This is a genomic window from Methylobacter arcticus (assembly GCF_050917435.1).
Lineage (GTDB): Bacteria > Pseudomonadota > Gammaproteobacteria > Methylococcales > Methylomonadaceae > Methylobacter_A > Methylobacter_A titanis.
Genome location: NZ_CP159583.1, coordinates 797,285 through 817,563, shown reverse-complemented (window position 1 = coordinate 817,563; position 20,279 = coordinate 797,285). Strand labels below are relative to the sequence as shown.

Annotated in this window: 20 protein-coding genes and 2 pseudogenes; 6 read left to right on the top strand and 16 right to left on the bottom strand. The window is 46.4% G+C overall.

Annotated elements, in window-relative coordinates:
- Window positions 1-17: 17 nt before the first annotated feature.
- A complete protein-coding gene (locus ABXJ76_RS03975) occupies window positions 18-164 on the bottom strand; it encodes a hypothetical protein (protein WP_432744302.1) in 147 nt (48 codons plus the stop codon).
- 328 nt (window positions 165-492) lie between these two features.
- Between ABXJ76_RS03975 and ABXJ76_RS03970 the strand changes: the two genes are divergently transcribed.
- The 3 genes from ABXJ76_RS03970 to ABXJ76_RS03960 all read left to right on the top strand — a co-directional run bounded on the left by ABXJ76_RS03970 (window position 493) and on the right by ABXJ76_RS03960 (window position 1,897).
- A complete protein-coding gene (locus ABXJ76_RS03970) occupies window positions 493-1,047 on the top strand; it encodes a recombinase family protein (protein ID WP_432744301.1) in 555 nt (184 codons plus the stop codon).
- A 100-nt stretch (window positions 1,048-1,147) separates the two neighbouring features.
- On the top strand, window positions 1,148-1,402 hold the full coding sequence (locus ABXJ76_RS03965; protein ID WP_432744300.1) for a hypothetical protein: 255 nt from the start codon (window positions 1,148-1,150) through the stop codon (window positions 1,400-1,402).
- Window positions 1,403-1,405: 3 nt separating this feature from the next.
- Complete coding sequence (locus tag ABXJ76_RS03960; RefSeq protein ID WP_432744298.1) at window positions 1,406-1,897, top strand: helix-turn-helix transcriptional regulator; 492 nt, start codon at window positions 1,406-1,408, stop codon at window positions 1,895-1,897.
- Between the two features lie 523 nt (window positions 1,898-2,420).
- Here the strand turns inward: ABXJ76_RS03960 and ABXJ76_RS03955 are convergent.
- The 15 genes and pseudogenes from ABXJ76_RS03955 to ABXJ76_RS03885 all read right to left on the bottom strand — a co-directional run.
- Window positions 2,421-2,657, bottom strand: a pseudogene (locus tag ABXJ76_RS03955) (hypothetical protein); the annotation flags it as partial.
- Between the two features lie 72 nt (window positions 2,658-2,729).
- Entirely contained in the window at window positions 2,730-3,035 is a 306-nt protein-coding gene (locus tag ABXJ76_RS03950) for a hypothetical protein (RefSeq protein WP_432744296.1), read from the bottom strand.
- A 29-nt stretch (window positions 3,036-3,064) separates the two neighbouring features.
- A complete protein-coding gene (locus tag ABXJ76_RS03945) occupies window positions 3,065-3,643 on the bottom strand; it encodes a transposase (protein ID WP_432740349.1) in 579 nt (192 codons plus the stop codon).
- Window positions 3,644-3,653: 10 nt separating this feature from the next.
- Complete coding sequence (locus ABXJ76_RS03940; RefSeq protein WP_432740348.1) at window positions 3,654-4,184, bottom strand: helix-turn-helix domain-containing protein; 531 nt, start codon at window positions 4,182-4,184, stop codon at window positions 3,654-3,656.
- A 174-nt stretch (window positions 4,185-4,358) separates the two neighbouring features.
- Entirely contained in the window at window positions 4,359-4,793 is a 435-nt protein-coding gene (locus ABXJ76_RS03935; RefSeq protein ID WP_432744295.1) for a hypothetical protein, read from the bottom strand.
- 803 nt (window positions 4,794-5,596) lie between these two features.
- Window positions 5,597-6,100: a DUF1566 domain-containing protein gene (locus tag ABXJ76_RS03930; RefSeq protein WP_432744293.1), complete on the bottom strand. Its 504-nt coding sequence runs from the start codon at window positions 6,098-6,100 to the stop codon at window positions 5,597-5,599.
- A gap of 97 nt (window positions 6,101-6,197) precedes the next feature.
- A pseudogene (locus ABXJ76_RS03925) lies at window positions 6,198-7,446 on the bottom strand (IS3 family transposase).
- Between the two features lie 183 nt (window positions 7,447-7,629).
- Window positions 7,630-7,875 (bottom strand): YfhL family 4Fe-4S dicluster ferredoxin, encoded by a 246-nt coding sequence (locus tag ABXJ76_RS03920; protein WP_027149348.1) that lies wholly within the window; start codon window positions 7,873-7,875, stop codon window positions 7,630-7,632.
- A gap of 44 nt (window positions 7,876-7,919) precedes the next feature.
- Window positions 7,920-8,150 carry a 4Fe-4S binding protein gene (locus ABXJ76_RS03915; RefSeq protein WP_432744291.1) on the bottom strand — a complete coding sequence of 77 codons (231 nt, stop codon included), beginning with the start codon at window positions 8,148-8,150 and terminating at the stop codon, window positions 7,920-7,922.
- Between the two features lie 3 nt (window positions 8,151-8,153).
- The gene (gene coaD / locus ABXJ76_RS03910) at window positions 8,154-8,639 is read right to left on the bottom strand and encodes a pantetheine-phosphate adenylyltransferase (RefSeq protein WP_432744289.1); all 486 of its coding nucleotides are present in this window, start codon (window positions 8,637-8,639) and stop codon (window positions 8,154-8,156) included.
- Between the two features lie 136 nt (window positions 8,640-8,775).
- The gene (rsmD, locus tag ABXJ76_RS03905; protein ID WP_432744287.1) at window positions 8,776-9,333 is read right to left on the bottom strand and encodes a 16S rRNA (guanine(966)-N(2))-methyltransferase RsmD; all 558 of its coding nucleotides are present in this window, start codon (window positions 9,331-9,333) and stop codon (window positions 8,776-8,778) included.
- A complete protein-coding gene (locus ABXJ76_RS03900; protein ID WP_432744285.1) occupies window positions 9,323-10,636 on the bottom strand; it encodes a M16 family metallopeptidase in 1,314 nt (437 codons plus the stop codon). The genes rsmD and ABXJ76_RS03900 overlap by 11 nt, the downstream gene beginning before the upstream one ends.
- A complete protein-coding gene (locus ABXJ76_RS03895; protein ID WP_432744283.1) occupies window positions 10,636-12,003 on the bottom strand; it encodes a M16 family metallopeptidase in 1,368 nt (455 codons plus the stop codon). Before ABXJ76_RS03895 ends, ABXJ76_RS03900 begins: the two co-directional genes overlap by 1 nt.
- 63 nt (window positions 12,004-12,066) lie before the next feature.
- Window positions 12,067-12,327, bottom strand: coding sequence for a hypothetical protein (locus ABXJ76_RS03890; RefSeq protein ID WP_432744281.1), 261 nt, complete (start codon window positions 12,325-12,327; stop codon window positions 12,067-12,069).
- 104 nt (window positions 12,328-12,431) lie between these two features.
- Window positions 12,432-12,710 carry a type II toxin-antitoxin system Phd/YefM family antitoxin gene (locus ABXJ76_RS03885; RefSeq protein WP_432744279.1) on the bottom strand — a complete coding sequence of 93 codons (279 nt, stop codon included), beginning with the start codon at window positions 12,708-12,710 and terminating at the stop codon, window positions 12,432-12,434.
- Between the two features lie 171 nt (window positions 12,711-12,881).
- Here ABXJ76_RS03885 and acs point away from each other — a divergent pair, with 171 nt between their 5' ends.
- From acs to ABXJ76_RS03870, 3 genes are all read left to right on the top strand, one after another.
- Window positions 12,882-14,819: an acetate--CoA ligase gene (acs, locus tag ABXJ76_RS03880; protein WP_432744277.1), complete on the top strand. Its 1,938-nt coding sequence runs from the start codon at window positions 12,882-12,884 to the stop codon at window positions 14,817-14,819.
- Window positions 14,820-14,960: 141 nt separating this feature from the next.
- On the top strand, window positions 14,961-16,715 hold the full coding sequence (locus tag ABXJ76_RS03875) for an ABC transporter ATP-binding protein (RefSeq protein ID WP_432744276.1): 1,755 nt from the start codon (window positions 14,961-14,963) through the stop codon (window positions 16,713-16,715).
- Between the two features lie 146 nt (window positions 16,716-16,861).
- Window positions 16,862-20,143 carry an LAGLIDADG family homing endonuclease gene (locus ABXJ76_RS03870; protein ID WP_432744274.1) on the top strand — a complete coding sequence of 1,094 codons (3,282 nt, stop codon included), beginning with the start codon at window positions 16,862-16,864 and terminating at the stop codon, window positions 20,141-20,143.
- Window positions 20,144-20,279 lie beyond the last annotated feature (136 nt).

Sequence of the window (20,279 nt, the reverse complement as noted above, 5' to 3'; positions counted from 1 at the left end):
CGGATTTCTTCAACGCCCTATCCAATGGAAGGCATCGGCTTAAAATCATCGGGCTGCTCTCCTCGCTGCACTTTATCAAGTTGGTAGCCGACATCGTGCTTGGCATCCTCTGGAAACTCCCTCAAGCTCTTGAGCGAGTCGCCAAGAAATTGTATTTTCTTCATGGCCTGAATATATCAAATTGGATATAAAAATGCAAAGCCTAATAGATGTCAATTTATCGGTGGAAAAGGCCTTGTTACAAACGTTAAACAAACAAGTGTTTTTTTAACGTTATTTTTTGGCCGCTCAAAAAGGGTTTTAAAAACAAAAAAGCCTCCAAAAACGTTAAAAAACTAAGTAAAAAAAGTAAATGCATGTTATAGTTAAAAAATCATAGGTAAAAATAAGCGAAACAACGATGCCGAACCCAAAATCTGAAATATCCACCACAGTTAGCGTTTCTGCACCAGAAATCAGTGCTGTCGATTATTCATCACGGTGGCAACTGATATGAAAATGGGGTACGCCAGGCTTTCGACGAACGACCAGGATACGCAACTGCAACTGGATGCGCTCAATGCCGCCGGCTGCGAACGCATTTATCAAGAAAAACAGTCCGGGGTCAAACAGGATCGCCTGGAATTACAACAGTGTCTAAAATCGCTCAGAGCAGGGGATAGTTTAATCGTCTGGAAACTCGATCGCCTGGGCCGGAGTTTGCAACATTTAATTGAAGTAATCGCGGATCTCGAAAATCGCCAGATTGGCTTTCAATCACTGACAGAAAATATCGATACCACCAGTCCAACCGGGAAACTGATCTTTCATATTTTTGGCTCGCTCGCTGAATTCGAGCGCGGCTTGATCCAGGAGCGGGTTAAAGCCGGACTGGCAGCCGCCAAAAAGAAAGGCACCCGGTTTGGTCGGCCGCAAGCGCTTAATGAGCCAGATAAAAATATGGCCTTGGCGATGTTTAACGGTGGCGCTACCAAGATAGCGATTGCCAGACATTTTAACGTCACCCGGCAAACCATCTATACCTTATTAAAAGCCTACGACAGCTGATCCATGCCATAACATGCTAAAAATAGAAGCAAGCCAATAATTGTCATTTGACAACGTCATACGGCAATACTACCATGTAGGAAAATTTTCGAGATCAATAATGCCCCATCAGAAAAAAGAGATTGCAGCCGCTTTAGAATATGCCTCAAGTAAGGGATGGCGGATTGTAGAAGGTGGATCTCATGCATGGGGGCAAATGTATTGCCCTTACAACGATAAAGAATGTAGGTGCGGTGAATTTTGCAGGGCAAGCATCTGGAGTACACCAAAAAATCCAGGAAACCACGCCAAGCAAATTAGACGTATCGTTGACAACTGCATTATGCAAAAACACACAGAAATTGGTGAGGAATAAGCGATGACTGATTATGATTTTACGCTGAAGTTTGATATTACTTCCCTTGAGTGCGAACCGGAATCCCTGTTAGATCAATTTTATGAGGCAGGATGTGATGATGCCATTATCGGGATTGGACGGCCAGGGCGAATCGCTCTGAATTTCACAAGAGAAGCCAGGTCGGCATCAGAAGCAGTATCAAGCGCGCTAAGAGATGTTAATAAAGTAATCCCTCAAGCAAAGTTAATCGAAGCCACGCCCGATTTTGTTGGCTTAACCGATATTGCTGATATTTTGGGATGCAGCCGTCAAAATATCAGAAATATTTATATCAAATATCAGTCAACCTTTCCCTCGCCTATCCATGAGGGAAGCATAACAATTTGGCATCTCGCTAAAGTGCTTTCTTGGTTCAAGGAGAAAGAAAATTACAAGGTAGAAGACAGTTTGCTTGAAGTTTCGGAAACCAACATGAAAATAAACCTTGATCGACAAGTTTTGGAAGCAGCCTAGAATTGGTCATAGAGGGATAACAGTTTCAAAAAGACAATCTCAATACCTGTCATTCAGAATTGTAATATTTTTAACAAGATGACGGTCGCCAAACGGCCAATTCCTGCCCGATGGTTACGATCAACCAACGTCTGCAATATGCGCAATTGCTGACTCCTATCAACCACCCAAGATTTTCAAATAACGAGTGTTATGTCAAATGGTTTTGAGGGAACGATAAAAACCGTTAGAATCTCAACGTCGGTACACGACCCAACATAGACATTCAAATGTCGTTAGATGTGAACCGCACGCCGTTTATTGCCGTCTACCGCATCCAAGGCGGCATTGTGCAGATTTTTCGGTTGCTGCACGGTGCGCAACAGTGGCCCTGAAGAAGCGCAAAAACAAAAAACGCCGTAAGTAATCGATGACGCAATGACCGCAAAAAAGACGCAATAAGAATCGTCCTTAGCGAATTTTTCTATCCAGTCCGTCTTCTAGTAATCAATAAATGGTGAAAAAGGTTTTCCAGTCGAAAATATTAAAATAAAAAAATAGTTAGCAATAATAAGCCGCGTGGAACGCGATTCTTCATCCAGAGCTGGGTGTTTTTTGTTTTTAAAAGATAATAATCATAATTTCCAGCAATGCAGCAGTAAATTGCTAAAATCAGTGCGGTCCAAGGAGAGCTTTTATTAAATAATAAAAAAATAGACAGCATAAATCCTGCTTTTCCCCACAACCCTTTATAATAATACCATATAATGTTAAAAAATAATGCGTATCCGTTAAATGTTGGTTTAAACTCATTATCTTCTGCATCAAATAAGTCAAACTTTTTAACAAAAAATCAATGAACGGTTTTATCTTTTAAATCTGATTGGCTTAATGTGTTATCTTTTACGCTTTCGTTAGCAATAATGGCATTTTCAATCGTTGTTTTATTTTTATTCGAACTTTGTACTGGTACTATTTCGGGAATATCAAAACTTAATTCTGATTCAATTTCGACAATGCATCCAATATTTTCAAGGGCTTTTTTATATTTTTTAGCAGTCTCTATGTCTGTTGAGTTTTTAACGATTAAATTCTTAGACATCAGATGAGGACGAATACGTTCCGGAGTGGTTTTAAATAACTTTGCAAGGTTATTCAAAACATCATCGGTTTTACTCCCGTCTTACTCTAAAACCGTTTAACTTTAGAGCGAGCTATGAAGTCAAGTAGCTTGCGCATTTGCAAATCGGTCATGGGCGAACCTCGTGCTAGCTGATTCTGAATACGCTCAGCCTTTTCGTGTACTGTTAATGTACAAGGCACGTTATATAAACCATTTCGCCGTACTTCGTGAATAAGGTATTCAGCAGGATTAAGTTGAGGCGAATAGCTAGGCGTGTGCCAAAAGCTAAGACTAAACGCTGGTAACTCCACATGCTGTGCGATTTCGGTAAGCAATTCATGTACACCGACTTCCATTCGTTTGCCGTGAATTCTGGCATTATCAAGCAAAAAAGTTAACTGATTGAGTCCTTTTTGTAGATAAACCAATACAGTAAGTACAACGACCATTACCGCTTCTTCTGTTGTACTATTCTGGTTAAAATCAACACGAGTAGTTCCTCGTTGCACATCGACGGTTAGAAACCCGTTGAGTTTTTGCCGGTGACGCTCATCGCTCGGTATTCTCGGCTTGGTATTTTTCTTGGCCCAAGCGTAATGGGTGTAAGGTAAGCTCTGTAAAGCAAATTCATCGAAAGCAATCAACGCACTCTCTTCATTGAGCTGTACCGTTTTTTTTTAAGTCAGCTATGAATTGAGCCTGTTCACAGGGATGGGTAGGACCATAATCGCGGTGCGCTTTTTGTAACGATAGACCCCATTGGTCGAACAATTGATACAGGCGAGCATTGCTTATCTTGATCTGCCACTTCTGCTCAATCACTGTGCGCATCCGATCAGCAGTCCATTGATAACTGTCAATGCCATAATCTGCTGGTGTTTTATGTAACATTATATAGCGCACGATACGTTGTCGCTGTTCAGACAAAAGCTGCTTCCGATGCACAGGTGCTTTTTTAAGCAATTTATCAAAGCCGCCGTGTAAATAGCTGTCGAGCCAATAAACCAGCGTCTGCCAACGTACCTTTTGCTCACTGCAAACTTCGGACAAGTTCTGCCCATCCCAAATGGCTTTCAGTGCCAAAAGCCGCCTGCGCTGCCATTGCTTTTGATGTTCATAGTACTGCTTTTGCCAAGCTTTCCTGTCTTGAGGCGCTAGGCGCTGAAGGCGTATTCTGCGAATCATACCTCCCCCTTAAATTTGGCTGTTTCACTAACTTAAAGATAGACCATTTTTTAATCAAATGGGAGTAGCGTCACTTTTTTGTCCTTTTATTACAACTTTAAAAATGCTCATATGATAATCCCTGCATAGAAAATACTCCGGTATTATTTTATAGGTTGGTGATTTCTATTTTCATTATTTCAATCTAAGTTGGCCTTTGCGCCACAATAAAAATAAAGTAATACCTAAAACCAAGAATGCAGAAAATCTATCTTCATTGGCAACAGTATTCGAGCTCGTTTTCTCTGACTGTTTAGAGTTTAAATCTATGCTTCTTCCACTACTTGATACTTCTCCAAACTGTCTGCATAACTGTTTATATTCAATTAAACCATTTTGTAAATCTTTCATCATTACAGCCTTACCTATATCATTTGGTAGTTTTGCATACTCATTTAATTGCTGCTCATAACTATTCTTGAGTTTTCCACAATTATTTTTCTGCAGTTGCAGCATCTGTTCCTGACCTGGCTTCGCTAGTTCTTGTGTTCGCCTAATCATATCTTCTATAGACTCACCGAATGCAGAAACCGACAACCCTAAGGCTATTATAAATAGTAAAATTTTCATGAAATTGCTCGTTTTTAGATAAAAAACAGCTTAGTGTGTGTTTTAAAAGTCCAGGATCTGTTCTTACCCTTCTCCTTACACATGACTTTATAATCCATTGATTTAAAATGAAATTGTATTTTTACGAACTTATTTTAATTCAACAAGTAATTGAAATCATTTTAAGTTGATGACGCAGTACTCGGACTTTTAAAACATGCACTTAGGCCAAATATATAATGTAATTTTACAACAAATTGGTTTTTTAATCACTTACTAGGGGCTGTTGCCGTTTTAAGTAGCTGTAACGGAGGACAACACACGAAACGGAATTTTACGTACGCTAAGTATTTAAATGATCGTATGATCTTGATTCTCTTACGCTAGCTCACATATTTTATCTAGTCTTTGAAAGAGTACTGCCAGACATCAAATATGTCCCATTTAAAGCTATCTATAAATGAACCACTATTTTGCCACGATGGAATGCGGGTTCCATGGCTATTTTGCGGAGAGGGGTTTAATTGGGACAACTTGCGAAAGCCGTAAAAAATGGCTTAGCGTACGCAAAATTCCGTTTCGTGTGTGTTTTGTCGGTAACGGCAGTAAACGTGTGGGACGAGACTACAAACCCCATCCCACAGTAGGCTACTTCATATGATGGACAGGGGGCGACACGGAATTCGGAGCGAATACCCCGTTAAGGAGTTTTTAGTAATTCAAGCTATTGAATTTAAGTATTTTATCTGTCATCTATAATTCCGATATTAAAATATTCTATTCACATGACTTTGTCACATAAACGTCCGTAAAGGGTTAAATGGTTAAAAAGCCCGAACAGCACGAGCCGCGTGCATACCTTTCGCCCATGCTTTGGCCTGGATGCCATCATCGTCGGTGAAGAAGTTTTGGCGCCATGCGGCGTAGAATGGGTCGTTGAGGCCCTCAGTAGATGATGTCCAATAGGATGTATATTTAAAACCACCTACAACATCCTTTTGTTTATGTAACAGGTCTAACTCGTTCTTTGTTGGTAAGTGCCAATCCGATCCATAAGCACTGGCAGCAGCCTTAGCGTCACCCCAATAAAATAAAACACCAACCTTGTTGTTTCTTACATTGGCCTGATTGACTTCGTCTTTTCTTTTAGCTTCTAACCCATGTACTCCCGTGTGATCGAGATAGAACACTATACCGCCACCCGGGCCTTCCTCGCCTATAGTATAGGGCGTATAAGACGGCTGATCAGCTGACGCACTTGTCATGGCCAGCAGCATTGCGAACATAGTTCCGATAATAGATAAAGTAAAAAATTGATGGTGCTTCATTTAAATAGGCCTTTTAAAAGTGATGGTGCTTCATTTAAATAGGCCTTTTAAAAGTGATAGTTGTATAGTGGACCCCATTGTCCAGGCAAATAATGCCTTAATTTAAGATAGAGGCCTGTTCACACTCCAGCTGAATGGCGCTGTCCCAATTTTTTGATACGGGAACTGATATTTCTGCCGCCCCGTATTTATCCACGATCATTGCACCGCCACCCCTAGCTGTTTGGTAAACCACACTGGGTGTTTCATAGCCCAATGATTGATGACGCCGCTCTTCATTATAAAACATGAAGTAGTCGGTCAATCCCATCAGCAAGCTCTGTACACTGTCATGCTGCTTCAAATAGACTTCTTCATATTTCACCGTTCTCCAGAGCAGAGCCGCTCGACAAAAATATTGTCCAGTGCGCGACCACGCCCATCCATGCTGATCGTGATGCCGCTGTTGAGCAGCACGCCAGTAAAAGCATCGCTGGTGAATTGTGATCCCTGGTCACTATTGAAGATCTCAGGCATCCCGTAGGCCTTGATGGCTTCTTCCAAACAGTCGACACAGAATCCCGCATCCATGGTGTTCGACAACCGCCAGGAAAGTATTTTGCGGCTATACCAGTCGATGATTGCCACCAAATAAACGAAGCCGCGCGGTAGCCGGATATAAGTAATATCAGTGCTCCATACCTGATTGGGGCGAATGATGTCGATGCCCCTTAACAGATAGGGATAAATCTTATGTTGCGGATGCGGCTTACCGGTATTGGGGCCAGGGGTCATCCCAGCCAGGCCTAGCGTTTGCATCAAGCGCTGAACTCGTTTGCGATTAACCCTGTGCCCAAGTCCGCATAAGTATTTCGTCATACGCCGTGAGCCATAAAAGGGGTGCCGCGTATACTCTTCATCGAGCAACTGCAACAACAGGCATTCATCTTCATCAACGGCTTTCAGTAAACGCTTTTTATGGGCATAGACGACCGAGCGCGTAACCTGGAGCAGTTTGCATTGCAGGGATAGCGCCAGTGTATTATCCGGTGCTATCCACGATTGCCGCTCATCTATAGGCTGAGTCCAGACTTTTTTTTAAGCCAGTCCAATTCCATGTTCAATTGCCCGATTTTGGCATACAGCCGATCCGGATCGCTCTGTGCATCGGTAGGCTTCGGTCCCCGCTTACCATCAAACAGGCTGCCTGCATTGTCCATCAATTCCTTTTTCCATTGACTAACCTGAGTCGGATGGACGTTGTTATCCTGGGCAATCTCATTGATGGTCTTTATGCCTCGAACCGCTTCCAAGGCGATCTTGGCTTTTTGCGCCCCTGTATAAATCTTCCGTTTGCTTTCGCTCATTTCCTGCTTCTCATTTATCGACAGAGCATAGCTTAAACTATTGTCCGGTTTTCGGGGTCCACTATACTTCCAAGGGCATCAAAATCCCCAAACATTAGACAAAATAATGGCAGTTAAAAATACCATACCGCTTTGCTGATTGAATAACGGTGCGCGCGGCGCGCCCTACGCAAGCCAAAAAGCCTAGGCTATCAATTTCAAATACTTCTGATACAGACTTTCCTTGTCCTCAACATGCTTGGCATCTTTATCGATGCAATCGACCGGACAAACTTCCATGCATTGCGGCAGATCATGATGGCCTACGCACTCGGTACACAAGTCAGGATTAATGATATAAATATCATCGCCTTGAGAAATCGCACCATTCGGGCATTCCGGCTCGCAAACATCACAATTGATGCATTCTTCATTAATAATAAGGGCCATACAAACTCCTACACACTACAACACGGATGAGCAATTAATCTTGCTCAACCAAATAAACTCAAACACTTCTTATACAAACTGCCTTTGACTTCATGGATACCCTCATTGGGGCAAACCGCTTCACATAAGGGTTTGCCATATCGTTCCCTGCATTCGGTACACAAGGCGGGATTTATAACATAAGCATCCTCAGTCTGAAAAATAGCCTCATTCGGACACTCGGACTCGCAAACGCCGCAGCGGGCGCATTTATCTTCATTAATAACCAGGGCCATACTTTACTCGGACCTGAATTTGTCAATCAAACATTGGTGAACAAGGTCGGGGACAAAACAGGACACATCGCCGTTCAGCTGGGCAATTTCCCTGATCATGCTCGAAGAAATGAATTCATATTGTTCGGCCGGGGTTAGAAACACGGTTTCCAGTTCCGGGGCCAGACGCCGGTTCATTCCGGCCAATTGAAACTCGTATTCAAAATCGGATACCGCGCGCAAGCCCCGTAAGATCACATTGGCTCCCTGCTGTTTAGCGCACTCAACCAGCAGGTTATCAAAGCCGATCACCAGCACATTGGGAAATTCCGAGGTGACCGCTTTAGCCAAAGCCACCCGCTCGTCCAGAGAAAATAACGGCGTTTTACCCCTATTGACCGCGACTGCGACCACTACTTTATGATAAAGCCTGGACGCTCTGGCAATCAGATCCAGATGTCCATTGGTAATCGGATCAAAGGTACCCGGATAAATTGCAGTGGTTTGCATAGCGTGTTATTTTCAAAAAAATCGGCAATTCTATACCAAGAGGCTGGTTTTAAATACTCATTTAATTTGGAGTTCAAGATTCAGGATTCAAGGCGGCGCAACCTGGAGCCTTGTTTTTTCGTCTTTCACCTTATCCTCAAACTTCCGCCCGTTCAAACAAATGATAACCAACCTCGCCCGCGCTCTTGCTTTTCAGCAGCCGCCAATTTTCGGGCATTCCAAAAAAATCAAAATGTCGTTCCGTTTCAACATAAATCTTGGCATGTTTAGCCAGCCAAGCGTTTTGTTCCAACAGTTGACACGTTTGAATCACCAGAGACAACCCGAATGGCGGATCGAGAAACACCACATCGAAGACTTGTGCGTCCCCGGCCAGATAGCGCAATACATCGCTTTGCACTGTTTTTATCTGAGTCGCAGACAGCGCAACGATATTGTCCTTTAAACTGCGACAGGCCTGAATATTATTTTCTACCTGAACGACCAATTTTGCGCCTCTGGAAGCGGCTTCAAAGCCCAAAGCGCCGCTCCCGGAATACAAATCCAGGCACTGTTTGCCGGAAATTTCATAGCGCAACCAGTTGAATACGGTTTCCCTGACTCTGGCCGGCGTGGGCCTTAAGCCCGGCGCATCGACAAAATTTAACTGCCGACTGCGCCAGTCCCCGCCGATAATTCTGAGCTTATTTTTCACGCTTATTCTCGCTCCCGCCTACGGTGATAGTTTGCATCAACTGCGGATCAACGCGCTGCTTGAAAGCGTCTTTTATCGAGGCTACCGTCACCTGCTCGACGTGTTGCCGAAAGGTATCCAGATAATCCAGCGGCATGTCATAAAAACCGATCATCGACACGTAGCTGGCCAGTTCTTTATTGGTATCGAAACGCATCGCAAAACCGCCGGTGATGTTTTTCTTTGCGGCAATCAGCTCGGCTTCTGTCGGCCCTTGCTCGATAAAATCGCTCAGGGTTTTATTCAGTACGTCCAGCGCTTGCCCGGTTTGATCGTTGCGAGTTTGCAAGCTGACCGTGAACGGCCCTTTCCTGGACATTGGCACAAACGAACTGCGTGCGCTATACGCCAAGCCGCGTTTTTCCCGGACTTCCTCAAACAGCTTTGACACCAGTCCGCCGCCACCCAGAATATGATTGCCGACATACAAATTGAAATAATCGGGATCCTTGCGGTAAGTGCCGGGCATCCCGACCAGAACATGCGTTTGCGAAGAGGGAAATTCGATATGCTGCCGGTCTGCTTTTACCGGCATAACCACTTCCGGCACGGGTTCCGGCTTTGATCCTGTCGGCAAACCGGAGAGCAAGGTCTCGGCGGTAAGCTCGGCCTGTTTTCTGGACAAGTCGCCGACAATCACCACTATCGCATTGGCGGCGACATAATATTGCTGATAGAAGCTGCGCAAATCCGCTGCTTCAAAGCCTGACACCGTGATAATCGAACCGGAACTCGGATGCCCGTAAGGATGATCGCCGTACAAAGCCTTATAAAAAGCGATGCTGGCCAATTCGGCAGGCGATTCTTCCTGTTGCTTTAAACCGGCCAAGGTCCGGTTTTTTTCCCGTTGAAAATCGGCTTCATTGAAACGTGGACTAGCCAAAATGACCTGCATAGTCTCCAGCGCTTTATCGAATAAAGGTTTATCAATTAAAGTGCGCAATGAAACAGAAGCCATGTCGCTGGAAACACTGGAACCGAATTTCGCTCCGACACTCTCAAAGCGCTGGGCAATGTCATCGGCATTCCACTGCCCGGCACCGGTATCAAGCAACGCGGAGGTTAATGCGGACAGGCCGAACTGGTAGCCGTCACGCGCACTGCCGGCATCGAAAGCAACCTGTATGTCCACCATCGGCAGGCCTTCGGTATGCACATAATAAACCCGGCTGCCTTGCGGCGTTTGCCAGTGCTCGATTTTTGCAACGGCCCAAACAGACTGGCTAAACAATAAAAAAACAAGGCTTAACAGATGGATGCGCATTATTTAGCTCCTTTTTCAGTGTTGGTATCGGTAGCGCTTTCATTGATCGGTAAAGGTTCCAAATAAGCGACACTCAATTTATCTTCGATCAGATATTTACGCGCCACGTCGCGCACCTGTTCTGCGGTAACCTGATTGACCTTGGTCACATATTCATCGGCTTTTTGCCAACCCAGACCGACCGTCTCCAGCATACCCAACTGCATGGCCTGATAAAAATTGGAATCCCGCTCGTAGACTGCCGCCGCTAAAACCTGCGCCTTAATGCGCTGTAATTCATCCTTCTCGACCGGCTTGATTTGCAAATCGGTAATCTCGTTTTTTAACGCAGTTTCCAAGTCCCACACGGTTTTCCCGGCCGCAGGAGTCGCTTCCAGCGTAAACAATCCCGGCAACCTCGAAGCCAAGCCATAACTGGCACCGGCAGAAACGGCCAGTTGCTTGCCGCGCACCAGTCCCGAAGACAACCTGGCACTGCTGCCGCCATCGAGCACACCGGCCAAAACCTCCAACGCATAAGCTTCCCACTCGTGTTCCGCTGTCTTCAATACCGGTACTTTGTAGCCCATTAACAGATACGGCAATTTTGCCGGTAACTTAACCGTCATCTTGCGCACGCCGAGCTGTTCGACTTCATCCTGCGGTTTGACGGCTTTAACTTCGCTGGGTTTAAGCGAGGCAAAATATTTTTCCGCCAGCGCGAACACTGCTTTAGGCTCCACGTCGCCCGCTACGACCAGGGTAGCATTATTGGGCGCATACCAACGCTGGTACCAGGCTTGCAAATCTTCAACTTTATAATTGGCAATGTCTGAAGGCCAGCCGATCACAGGGTTTCTATAAGGGCTGTTGGTATGAGCCATCGCCATAAAATGTTCCTGCATTTTTGCCTGCGGATTATCGTCGGTGCGCATTCGGCGTTCTTCGGTCACTACCTCTAATTCTTTTTTCAATTCATCGGCCAACAGATGCAAATTGCGCATTCTATCGGCTTCCAGTTCAAAACTGACGGCCAGCCTTGACGCCTCCATGGTTTGAAAATAAGCGGTGTAATCCGACCCGGTAAAGGCATTCTCGTCGCCGCCATTTTCGGCGACAATCCGCGAAAATTCACCGGCGGGATGCTTGTCAGTACCTTTAAACATCATGTGTTCAAGCATATGAGAAATGCCGGTAATACCGCCCGGCTCATAACTGGAACCCACCTTGTACCAGACTTGAGACACTGCAACCGGAGAACGATGATCCTCCTTAACCAGCACTTTCAACCCGTTCCCTAGCACATGCTCCGACACTTTAGTCGGGGCGGCGCTGCTCGCAAAAACCGGTAGCCACAATAATGCGACGCATAGTAATCGATTGTTCATAAACTCCCTCTTGGGTCAATGTTAAGGAATGGATGTAGATGCTAATTTTCTAACGCCGAGCTGTTACTGAATATTAAAATTAAGCTGTCGATGATGTTTTATGCTGAGCAGCACTATTTCCTGACTATCCAGCCAATACAGCACAAGGTAGTCTTTGCTCAGGTACTGCCGGATACTGGCATCTTCAGGAGTTCCGGATTTAATTTTCTGTAGCAGCATAGAGCTTTCGACAGAACCCTGCGGTTCTGCAAGAAAGTCTTTGCCCAACAAAGGGAAGTGCTGCAAATTGGGAATGATGGTGTCAAAAAGCTGATCTAACAACACTTCGAATTGCCTTGGTTGCTCAATTTTTTTAAAAAAACATTCGATTTCATCAAGGTTACGTTCAAAATTCGCAGCTACCCTTATCTTGAACTGCACCGACATCTTCACCGGCCATATTTTTCTTGGAGGGCATGTACGTCAAGCAATCGGTTTGCGTCACGGTCATTTAAACCTTGCTCTACTTCCTGCATAAGCAATAGGTGAATATGTTCCTGTTCAAGCCTGTGATAATAATCCAGTTTTTTTGCTGCAACCAAAGCAATGTAACTTTCGCCATTACGGGTGATAATTTTTTCCGCACCGGCACAAACATTTTCAGCGAGTTCGGTAAACCGTGCCCTGACTTGACCGAAAGGGATAATATCTTCACTGGAGAATGCCATAATAACCGCCTTTAACTAATCTTTTAATGGTTACGTTAATGTATATCCGTGTTGTTGACTTGTCAACGTTTAGAAAAATGGTTTTTGTGTATACTGCATAAACTTAAAATTTGAGATAACCGCCATTCCACGCTGGATAATAAACTTTCAACCGAACCCAAGGATTAACGCATGTCAGACGTTAAAATTTATGACATAAAGCCGGAAATAGCGGCCAAGGCACACATTACCGCTGAAACTTATAAAACCCTGTATCAGCGCTCCATAGCCGAACCGGAAGTTTTCTGGGCTGAACAGGCCGAGCTGTTCCTGGACTGGAGCAAGCCTTGGGATAAAATCATGGACTGCGATTTTTTGACCGGCCATATCCGCTGGTTTGAAGGAGGAAAACTCAACGTCAGCGTCAATTGCCTGGATCGCCATCTAGCCACGCGCGCCGATCAAGTTGCCATTATCTGGGAAGGCGACAACCCGGCGCAGGACAAAAAAATCACTTACCGGCAATTGCACGAACAAGTCTGCAAGTTTGCCAATGTGTTAAAAGCGCAGGGCGTCAAAAAAGGCGACCGCGTTTGCATCTACCTGCCGATGATCAGCGAGGCGGCAGCGGTAATGCTGGCCTGCACCCGTATCGGCGCGGTGCATTCCATCGTGTTCGGCGGGTTTTCCGCCGAGGCGTTAAAAGACCGGATTCTGGATGCCGATTGCCGGTTTCTGGTCTGCGCCGACGAAGGCCACCGTGGCGGCAAAACCGTACCCATTAAAGCCAACGTCGATGAAGCCGCTGCCGCCTGCCCCAGCCTTGAAAAAGTCATCGTCATCAAAAATACCGGCAATCCGATAGACTGGCACGAACAGCGCGATGTCTGGTATCACGAAGCGATGGCGACGGCTACCCCCGATTGCCCGGCAGAGAAAATGGATGCCGAAGATCCGTTATTTATCCTGTACACCTCAGGTTCCACCGGCAAACCTAAAGGGGTTTTGCATACTACCGGCGGTTATTTGTTGTACACGGCCATGACCCACAAATATGTCTTCGATTACCATGATGGCGACATTTACTGGTGTACCGCCGATGTAGGCTGGGTAACCGGCCATTCCTACATGATCTACGGCCCGTTATGCAACGGAGCCACCACCTTGATGTTTGAAGGCGTACCGACCTATCCCGATGCCAGCCGCTTTTGGCAAGTGATCGACAAACACCAAGTCAATATCTTCTACACCGCACCGACCGCCATTCGCGCACTGATGGCACAAGGCAATGAATTTGTTACCCGCAGCTCACGCCGCAGTTTAAGAATTCTCGGCAGTGTCGGCGAGCCCATTAATCCGGAAGCCTGGGAGTGGTATTACCATGTCGTCGGCGACGGTCGCTGCCCTATCGTCGATACCTGGTGGCAAACCGAAACCGGCGGCATATTAATCACCCCGTTGCCCGGTGCGATAGCTTTAAAACCGGGTTCCGCCACCCTGCCCTTCTTTGGCATCAAGCCTGAGATCATGGACAACTCCGGCCAAATTATGGAAGGTCTAGCCGAAGGCATTTTAGTCATAAGTCGATCCTGGCCGGGACAAGCGCGTACCGTTTACGGCGATCATCAACGTTTTATCGATACCTATTTTAAAAACTACCCCGGTTATTATTTTACCGGCGACGGTGCGCGCCGCGATCAGGACGGCTATTTCTGGATTACCGGACGGGTTGACGATGTGATCAATGTATCCGGTCACCGCATGGGCACGGCGGAAATCGAAAGCGCTCTGGTACTGCATGAACATGTCGCCGAAGCGGCGGTAGTCGGCTATCCCCATGATATTAAGGGGCAAGGCATCTACGCCTACGTGACCTTAAATGTCGGCATTGAGCCTTCTGAAGAACTGCGACAAGAACTAATCGAGCTGGTCAGAAAAGAAATCGGCCCCATTGCCCACCCGGATGTTATCCAATGGGCGCCGGGTTTACCCAAAACCCGTTCCGGTAAAATCATGCGCCGTATTTTGCGTAAAGTGGCCTCCAATGAGATTAACAGCCTGGGCGACACCTCCACGCTTGCCGACCCGGCCGTAGTTGACGATATTATTGCGCATCGGGCTAATAAGTGATCGTTTAATAACCCTCTGTATACGCAGATTACGTATTTTAATGGGGTTAAGTAGGGCGTGCCGCGCGCGCCAGAGCAGCACCGAAGCCCTGAAGGCTAGCACGGCGCGCCCTACGCCTGAGCCATTACAAAAAAACGGCCAATGAATATCATCTTTAAAGAATACAGCCGGGTTGTCTGGCAGAAAAAATGGCTTTTCCTGCTGGCCCTATTCGCGTTGGCCTCCGCCATGACCCTGGATTTATCAGCGCCGATTTATTACAAAAACATTGCCAACGGACTGGCTGCGCCTTATTCGGATGCAACCCTGGCACTAATGCTGGACAACCTGAAACAGGTCGGAATTATTTATGCGGGCATCTGGTTGTCATGGCGGTTGCTTGAAATCGCTATTATCCCGCTCGATGGCGGCGGCGTTAATCTGCTGGAAAAGCGCTGTTTCGAGGTGCTCAAAAAACAAAAATATGTCTTTTTCGAAAACAGTTTTTCCGGCAGCTTAATCAAGCAGGCCAACCGCTTCTCGCGTTCTTTTGAAATCATCATGGACTGGTTTCTGTTCCAGTTTTTCATGAATATCGTGGCAATAGGCATTGCCTTTGCGATCTTCTACCAACAACAGCCGGAATTCGCGGGCTATTTTCTTGCCTGGGTCGTACTCTTCGTCACCTGGACTGTTGTCTACTCGATATGGAAACTGCGCTTTGATAAGGCCGTAGCCCAGGCCGACTCAACCGTCGGCGGCGTGTATTCGGATGCGGTCAGCAATATTTTCATCGTCAAAAGCTTTGCCCTGGAAGCCGCCGAACAGGCGCGCATCAATCAGGCCTCGGATTTTGTGTACCGGAAGAAAAAAATCGCCTGGGTATTAATGTTTTTTTCCTTTGCCGTGCAAGGCTTGATGACTTTCGGTATTGAATTGCTGCTGGTTTATTTGATGATCCAAAAGTGGAAAACCGGCAACTTTCAGGTCGGCGAGTTTGTTTTGTTTCAATCGATCATGATCATGCTGATCCAGCGTTTATGGGAGTTCGGGCGCAATTTCAGGAACTTTTTCACCGCCCTGGCCGATGCCTCCGAAATGGCCGAGGTGTTCAGACAGGAAGATGTCGAAGTCGATCCCGACCATGCCCAAGCACTGGCCATCACCCACGGCGCCATCGACTTTAATAACATCTGCTTCACCTATAATGAAGCCAACTCGCGTCAAACCCGACTGTTTGAGAACTTCTCCCTGAACATCAAAGCCGGTGAAAAAGTCGCACTGGTCGGCCAATCCGGCTCCGGCAAATCGTCGTTAACCAAACTGTTGTTCCGCTTTCTCGATCCCCAAAAAGGCAGCATCAGCTTTGACGGCTTGGATGCAAAAGCCTTTACGCTGAATTCGTTGCGCCAACAAATCTCCATGGTGCCGCAGCAACCGGATCTGTTTCATCGTTCGATACGGGACAATATCACCTTAGGCGCTGACATTTCAGAGGAACGGCTGCTTGATGTCGCCGCAAAATCCCACTGCCTTGAGTTTATCCAGGATTTGCCCGACCAATTCGACACGCTGGTCGGCGAGCGCGGCGTCAAGCTTTCCGGCGGCGAAAGGCAGCGCATCGCGATAGCCCGCGCCTTTCTGGAAGATGCGCCGATTGTGGTGCTGGATGAAGCCACCAGCGCGCTGGATTCACTGACCGAACAACAACTCCAAACCGCTATTTTCGAGTTGATTAAACATAAAACGACGCTGGTTATTGCCCATCGCCTTTCCACTATTTTAACAATGGATCGGATTGTCGTGCTCGAAAAAGGCAAGATCATAGAGCAAGGCACCCATCAGCAGTTGCTGGCTAAACAAGGCAAATACTACGCCATGTGGCAACATCAAAGCGGCGGTTTTCTGGTTGAATAGAAGCCATTGCAAGTTTCACCGCATTGTTTTTATTTTCTCGCTAAACCACTACATATCGTGCTATTCTGAAAAAAAATCACTACATATCGATTGCCGAACCTAAGTCGGCCAGTCTTTAAATTTCCACTACTCGCAGAGACATCCTAATGCCGGCAAAGCTACACGTCATCCCAAACACCGTGACCGAAATACCTTTCCAAGACGCCTCAATGGATATTTGGGATACCAAATACCGTTTAAAAACCAAAGATGGCGATGCTATTGACGGCTCCATCGACGAAACCTACCAACGGGTTGCCAAAGCGCTTTCCGAGGTAGAAAAAGGCAAAGCCAAGCAGGAGCAATATTACAAAGAATTTTTGTGGGCCTTGCGTCAAGGCGCTATTCCGGCCGGGCGAATTACCTCCAATGCCGGCGCCCTCGAACATAAACCGGCAACATCGACTATCAATTGCACGGTATCCGGCACCATCGCCGATTCCATGGACGATATTCTGGGCAAGGTGCATGAAGCCGGATTGACCCTAAAAGCCGGTTGCGGTATCGGGTATGAATTTTCAACCTTAAGACCTAAAGACGCTTATGTTTCCGGTGCAGGCGCTTATACTTCCGGCCCGTTATCGTTCATGGACATCTATGACAAGATGTGTTTTACCGTGTCGTCCGCAGGCGGCAGACGCGGCGCACAAATGGCGACTTTCGATGTCGGCCATCCCGATGTCGTCGAATTTATCCGCGCCAAACGCGAAGACGGACGGCTGCGCCAATTCAACCTGTCGCTGCTGATTACTGCCGAGTTTGTCGAAGCGGTAAAAAACGACTTGCCTTGGTCGCTATCATTTCCGGTCACCGCAAAAGAAGTCAAACTGGATAATCTGGATTTGGCTGACAGCACACAAATCATCTGGCGCGACCTGCCCTACACAGACGGCTATATCCTTAACGACGACGGCATGGTCGCCTGCAAAATAAGCAAAACCATGCCCGCACGTCGTCTGTGGGACATCATCATGAGTTCCACTTACGACTATGCCGAACCGGGATTCATCCTGATCGACAAGGTCAACGAGATGAACAACAACTGGTTTTGCGAGAAAATTCGTGCGACTAATCCATGCGTAACTGCAGATACTCGCCTACATACGCAACATGGCATGGTAAAAATCGGCGACCTTTACGCCAGCGGCTCCCCATTAAATGTGACCGTCGATCATCGCGCACTCGGCTTGGAAGATAAAGGAACGACTATCCGACCTGCCAAACCTGCTTTTATGACGGCCGCCTCGGCAGAGGTTTATCGGGTAACCACGCGTGATGGTTATGAAATTAAAGCCACTGCCTGGCATGATTTTTATACTCAGCGTGGCAAAATCAAATTAAAAGAGTTGAAGTTAGGCGATAAATTACGGATTCAATCCGGTAAAGGTCAATTTGGACAACAGGGCGATAATAATTTTGGCGTGTTACTGGGCTTAATTACCGGTGATGGCCATTTCACCAATCGAGGTAAACAGCAACAGGCTGCGGTGATTAATTTATGGAACGGTGATCGTGATTTTGCGCCCAAATTAGTCGCTTATATTAATCAATTAATAGTCTCAACGGCGTTGTCACACAACACGTTCAGAAGTTACGCGGTTTCCGCAGTAGCTGTGCCGGATCGTAATATGATTATGATCCGCTCAGTACTGTTGGCGAGAGTGTTGGCGTTTTATGGTTTTAATAAAGACAGCAAACTCCGTGTTCCTGAAGTCATTTGGCAAGGCAATGAAGCCTGTGTAAAAGGTTATTTAAATGCTTTATTTCAGGCTGATGGAACCGTCAATGTCTCAGGAAATAGCCAATCTTGCTCAATAAGATTAGCCTCTTCGCACACACCATTACTCAAAGACATACAAATTCTATTAAGCAATTTTGGGGTGCTCTCAAGAATTTATAAGCGCCGCAATGCTTCTTTTAGAATGCTGCCTGATGGCAAAGGCGGACAAAAAGCCTATTCTTGCCAAGCCGATTATGAACTTATTATTGACGGGCAAGCGCGTGAACAATTTATGCAGGAAATTGGTTTTCTAGGTGACGAAAAAAATCAAAAATACCATGACTGGAAAATCGATAAACAGTTACTAAAAAAACAAGACTATTTGAGTGAAATTTCAGAAATCAGCTACATAGGAAAAGAAGCTGTTTTTGATACCACTCAGGTTGACCACAATACCGTTATTTTTAATGGTCTAGTAACCGGACAATGTGGCGAACAGCCTCTTCCGCCTTACGGTTCATGCCTTCTAGGCTCGATCAACCTGACCCGCTTCGTTAAAAAACCGTTCACCACCGATGCGCATTTCGACTGGGACAACTACCGTAAAACCATCAAGATCTTCACCCGTATGCTGGACAATGTGGTTGAAATCAACGGCCTGCCCTTAGCTCAACAGCGTGAAGAAATTACCAGCAAGCGTCGTCACGGCATGGGTTATCTGGGATTGGGCTCAACCGTCACCATGATGGGCATGAAATACGGCGATGCCGGGTCGCTGGAATTCACCGAAGAAGTGACCAAGGTACTGGCCGTGGAAGGCTGGAAAGCGGGACTGGCGCTGGCCAAAGAAAAAGGTCCGGCGCCGATTATGGAGCAGATGTTTAGCGTCACCGGCGAAATGCTGCATAAACGCCCGGAAATGGTTGCCGATGGCCATAAAATCGGCGACCGGGTACCCGGAAAACTGTTGCATGCCAAGTACAGCCGCTATATGCAGCAACTAGGCAATGAAGAGCCTGAATTGTTAGCCGAACTGATTGAAACCGGCGCCCGCTTTAGCCATCACAGCTCTATCGCGCCGACCGGCACTATTTCCCTGTCGCTGGCCAACAATGCCAGCAACGGTATAGAGCCGAGCTTTGCGCATCATTATTCGCGCAACGTGATCCGCGCCGGTAAAAAGTCAAAAGAAAAAATCGACGTATTTTCTTTTGAACTATTGGCTTACCGGGAAATGATCAATAGCGATGCGATGCCTTACAGCGAAGATCCCGACAAGCAACTGCCGGATTACTTTATCTCGGCGGATGACGTCAACCCGACACAGCACGTCGATGTTCAAGCGGCGGCGCAAAAATGGATCGATTCGTCGATTTCAAAAACCGCTAACGTGCCTACCGATTATCCCTACGAAGATTTCAAGTCTATTTATGAATATGCCTATGACAAAGGCTTAAAAGGCTGCACCACCTTCCGCTTTAATCCTGAAGTATTCCAGGGTGTGTTAGTTAAAGAATCGGACCTGGAAAACACCACCTACCAATTCACCCTTGAAGACGGTCACGTCATGGAATTTAAAGGCAACGAAGACGTAGAATACGACGGCGAAATCCACAGTGCCGCTAACCTGTTTGATGCCTTGAAAGAAGGCTACTACGGAAAGTTCTAAACTAGATTGAATTGAAGCAAGTCATCCTAACATCGACGCATCAACAAGCATTGTGTTAGGGTGCACACCACTATCCCCAACCCATCGAGCCAGACAACCCTCCAGCTCCAACTTTAATCACTGATAAACCACCGAA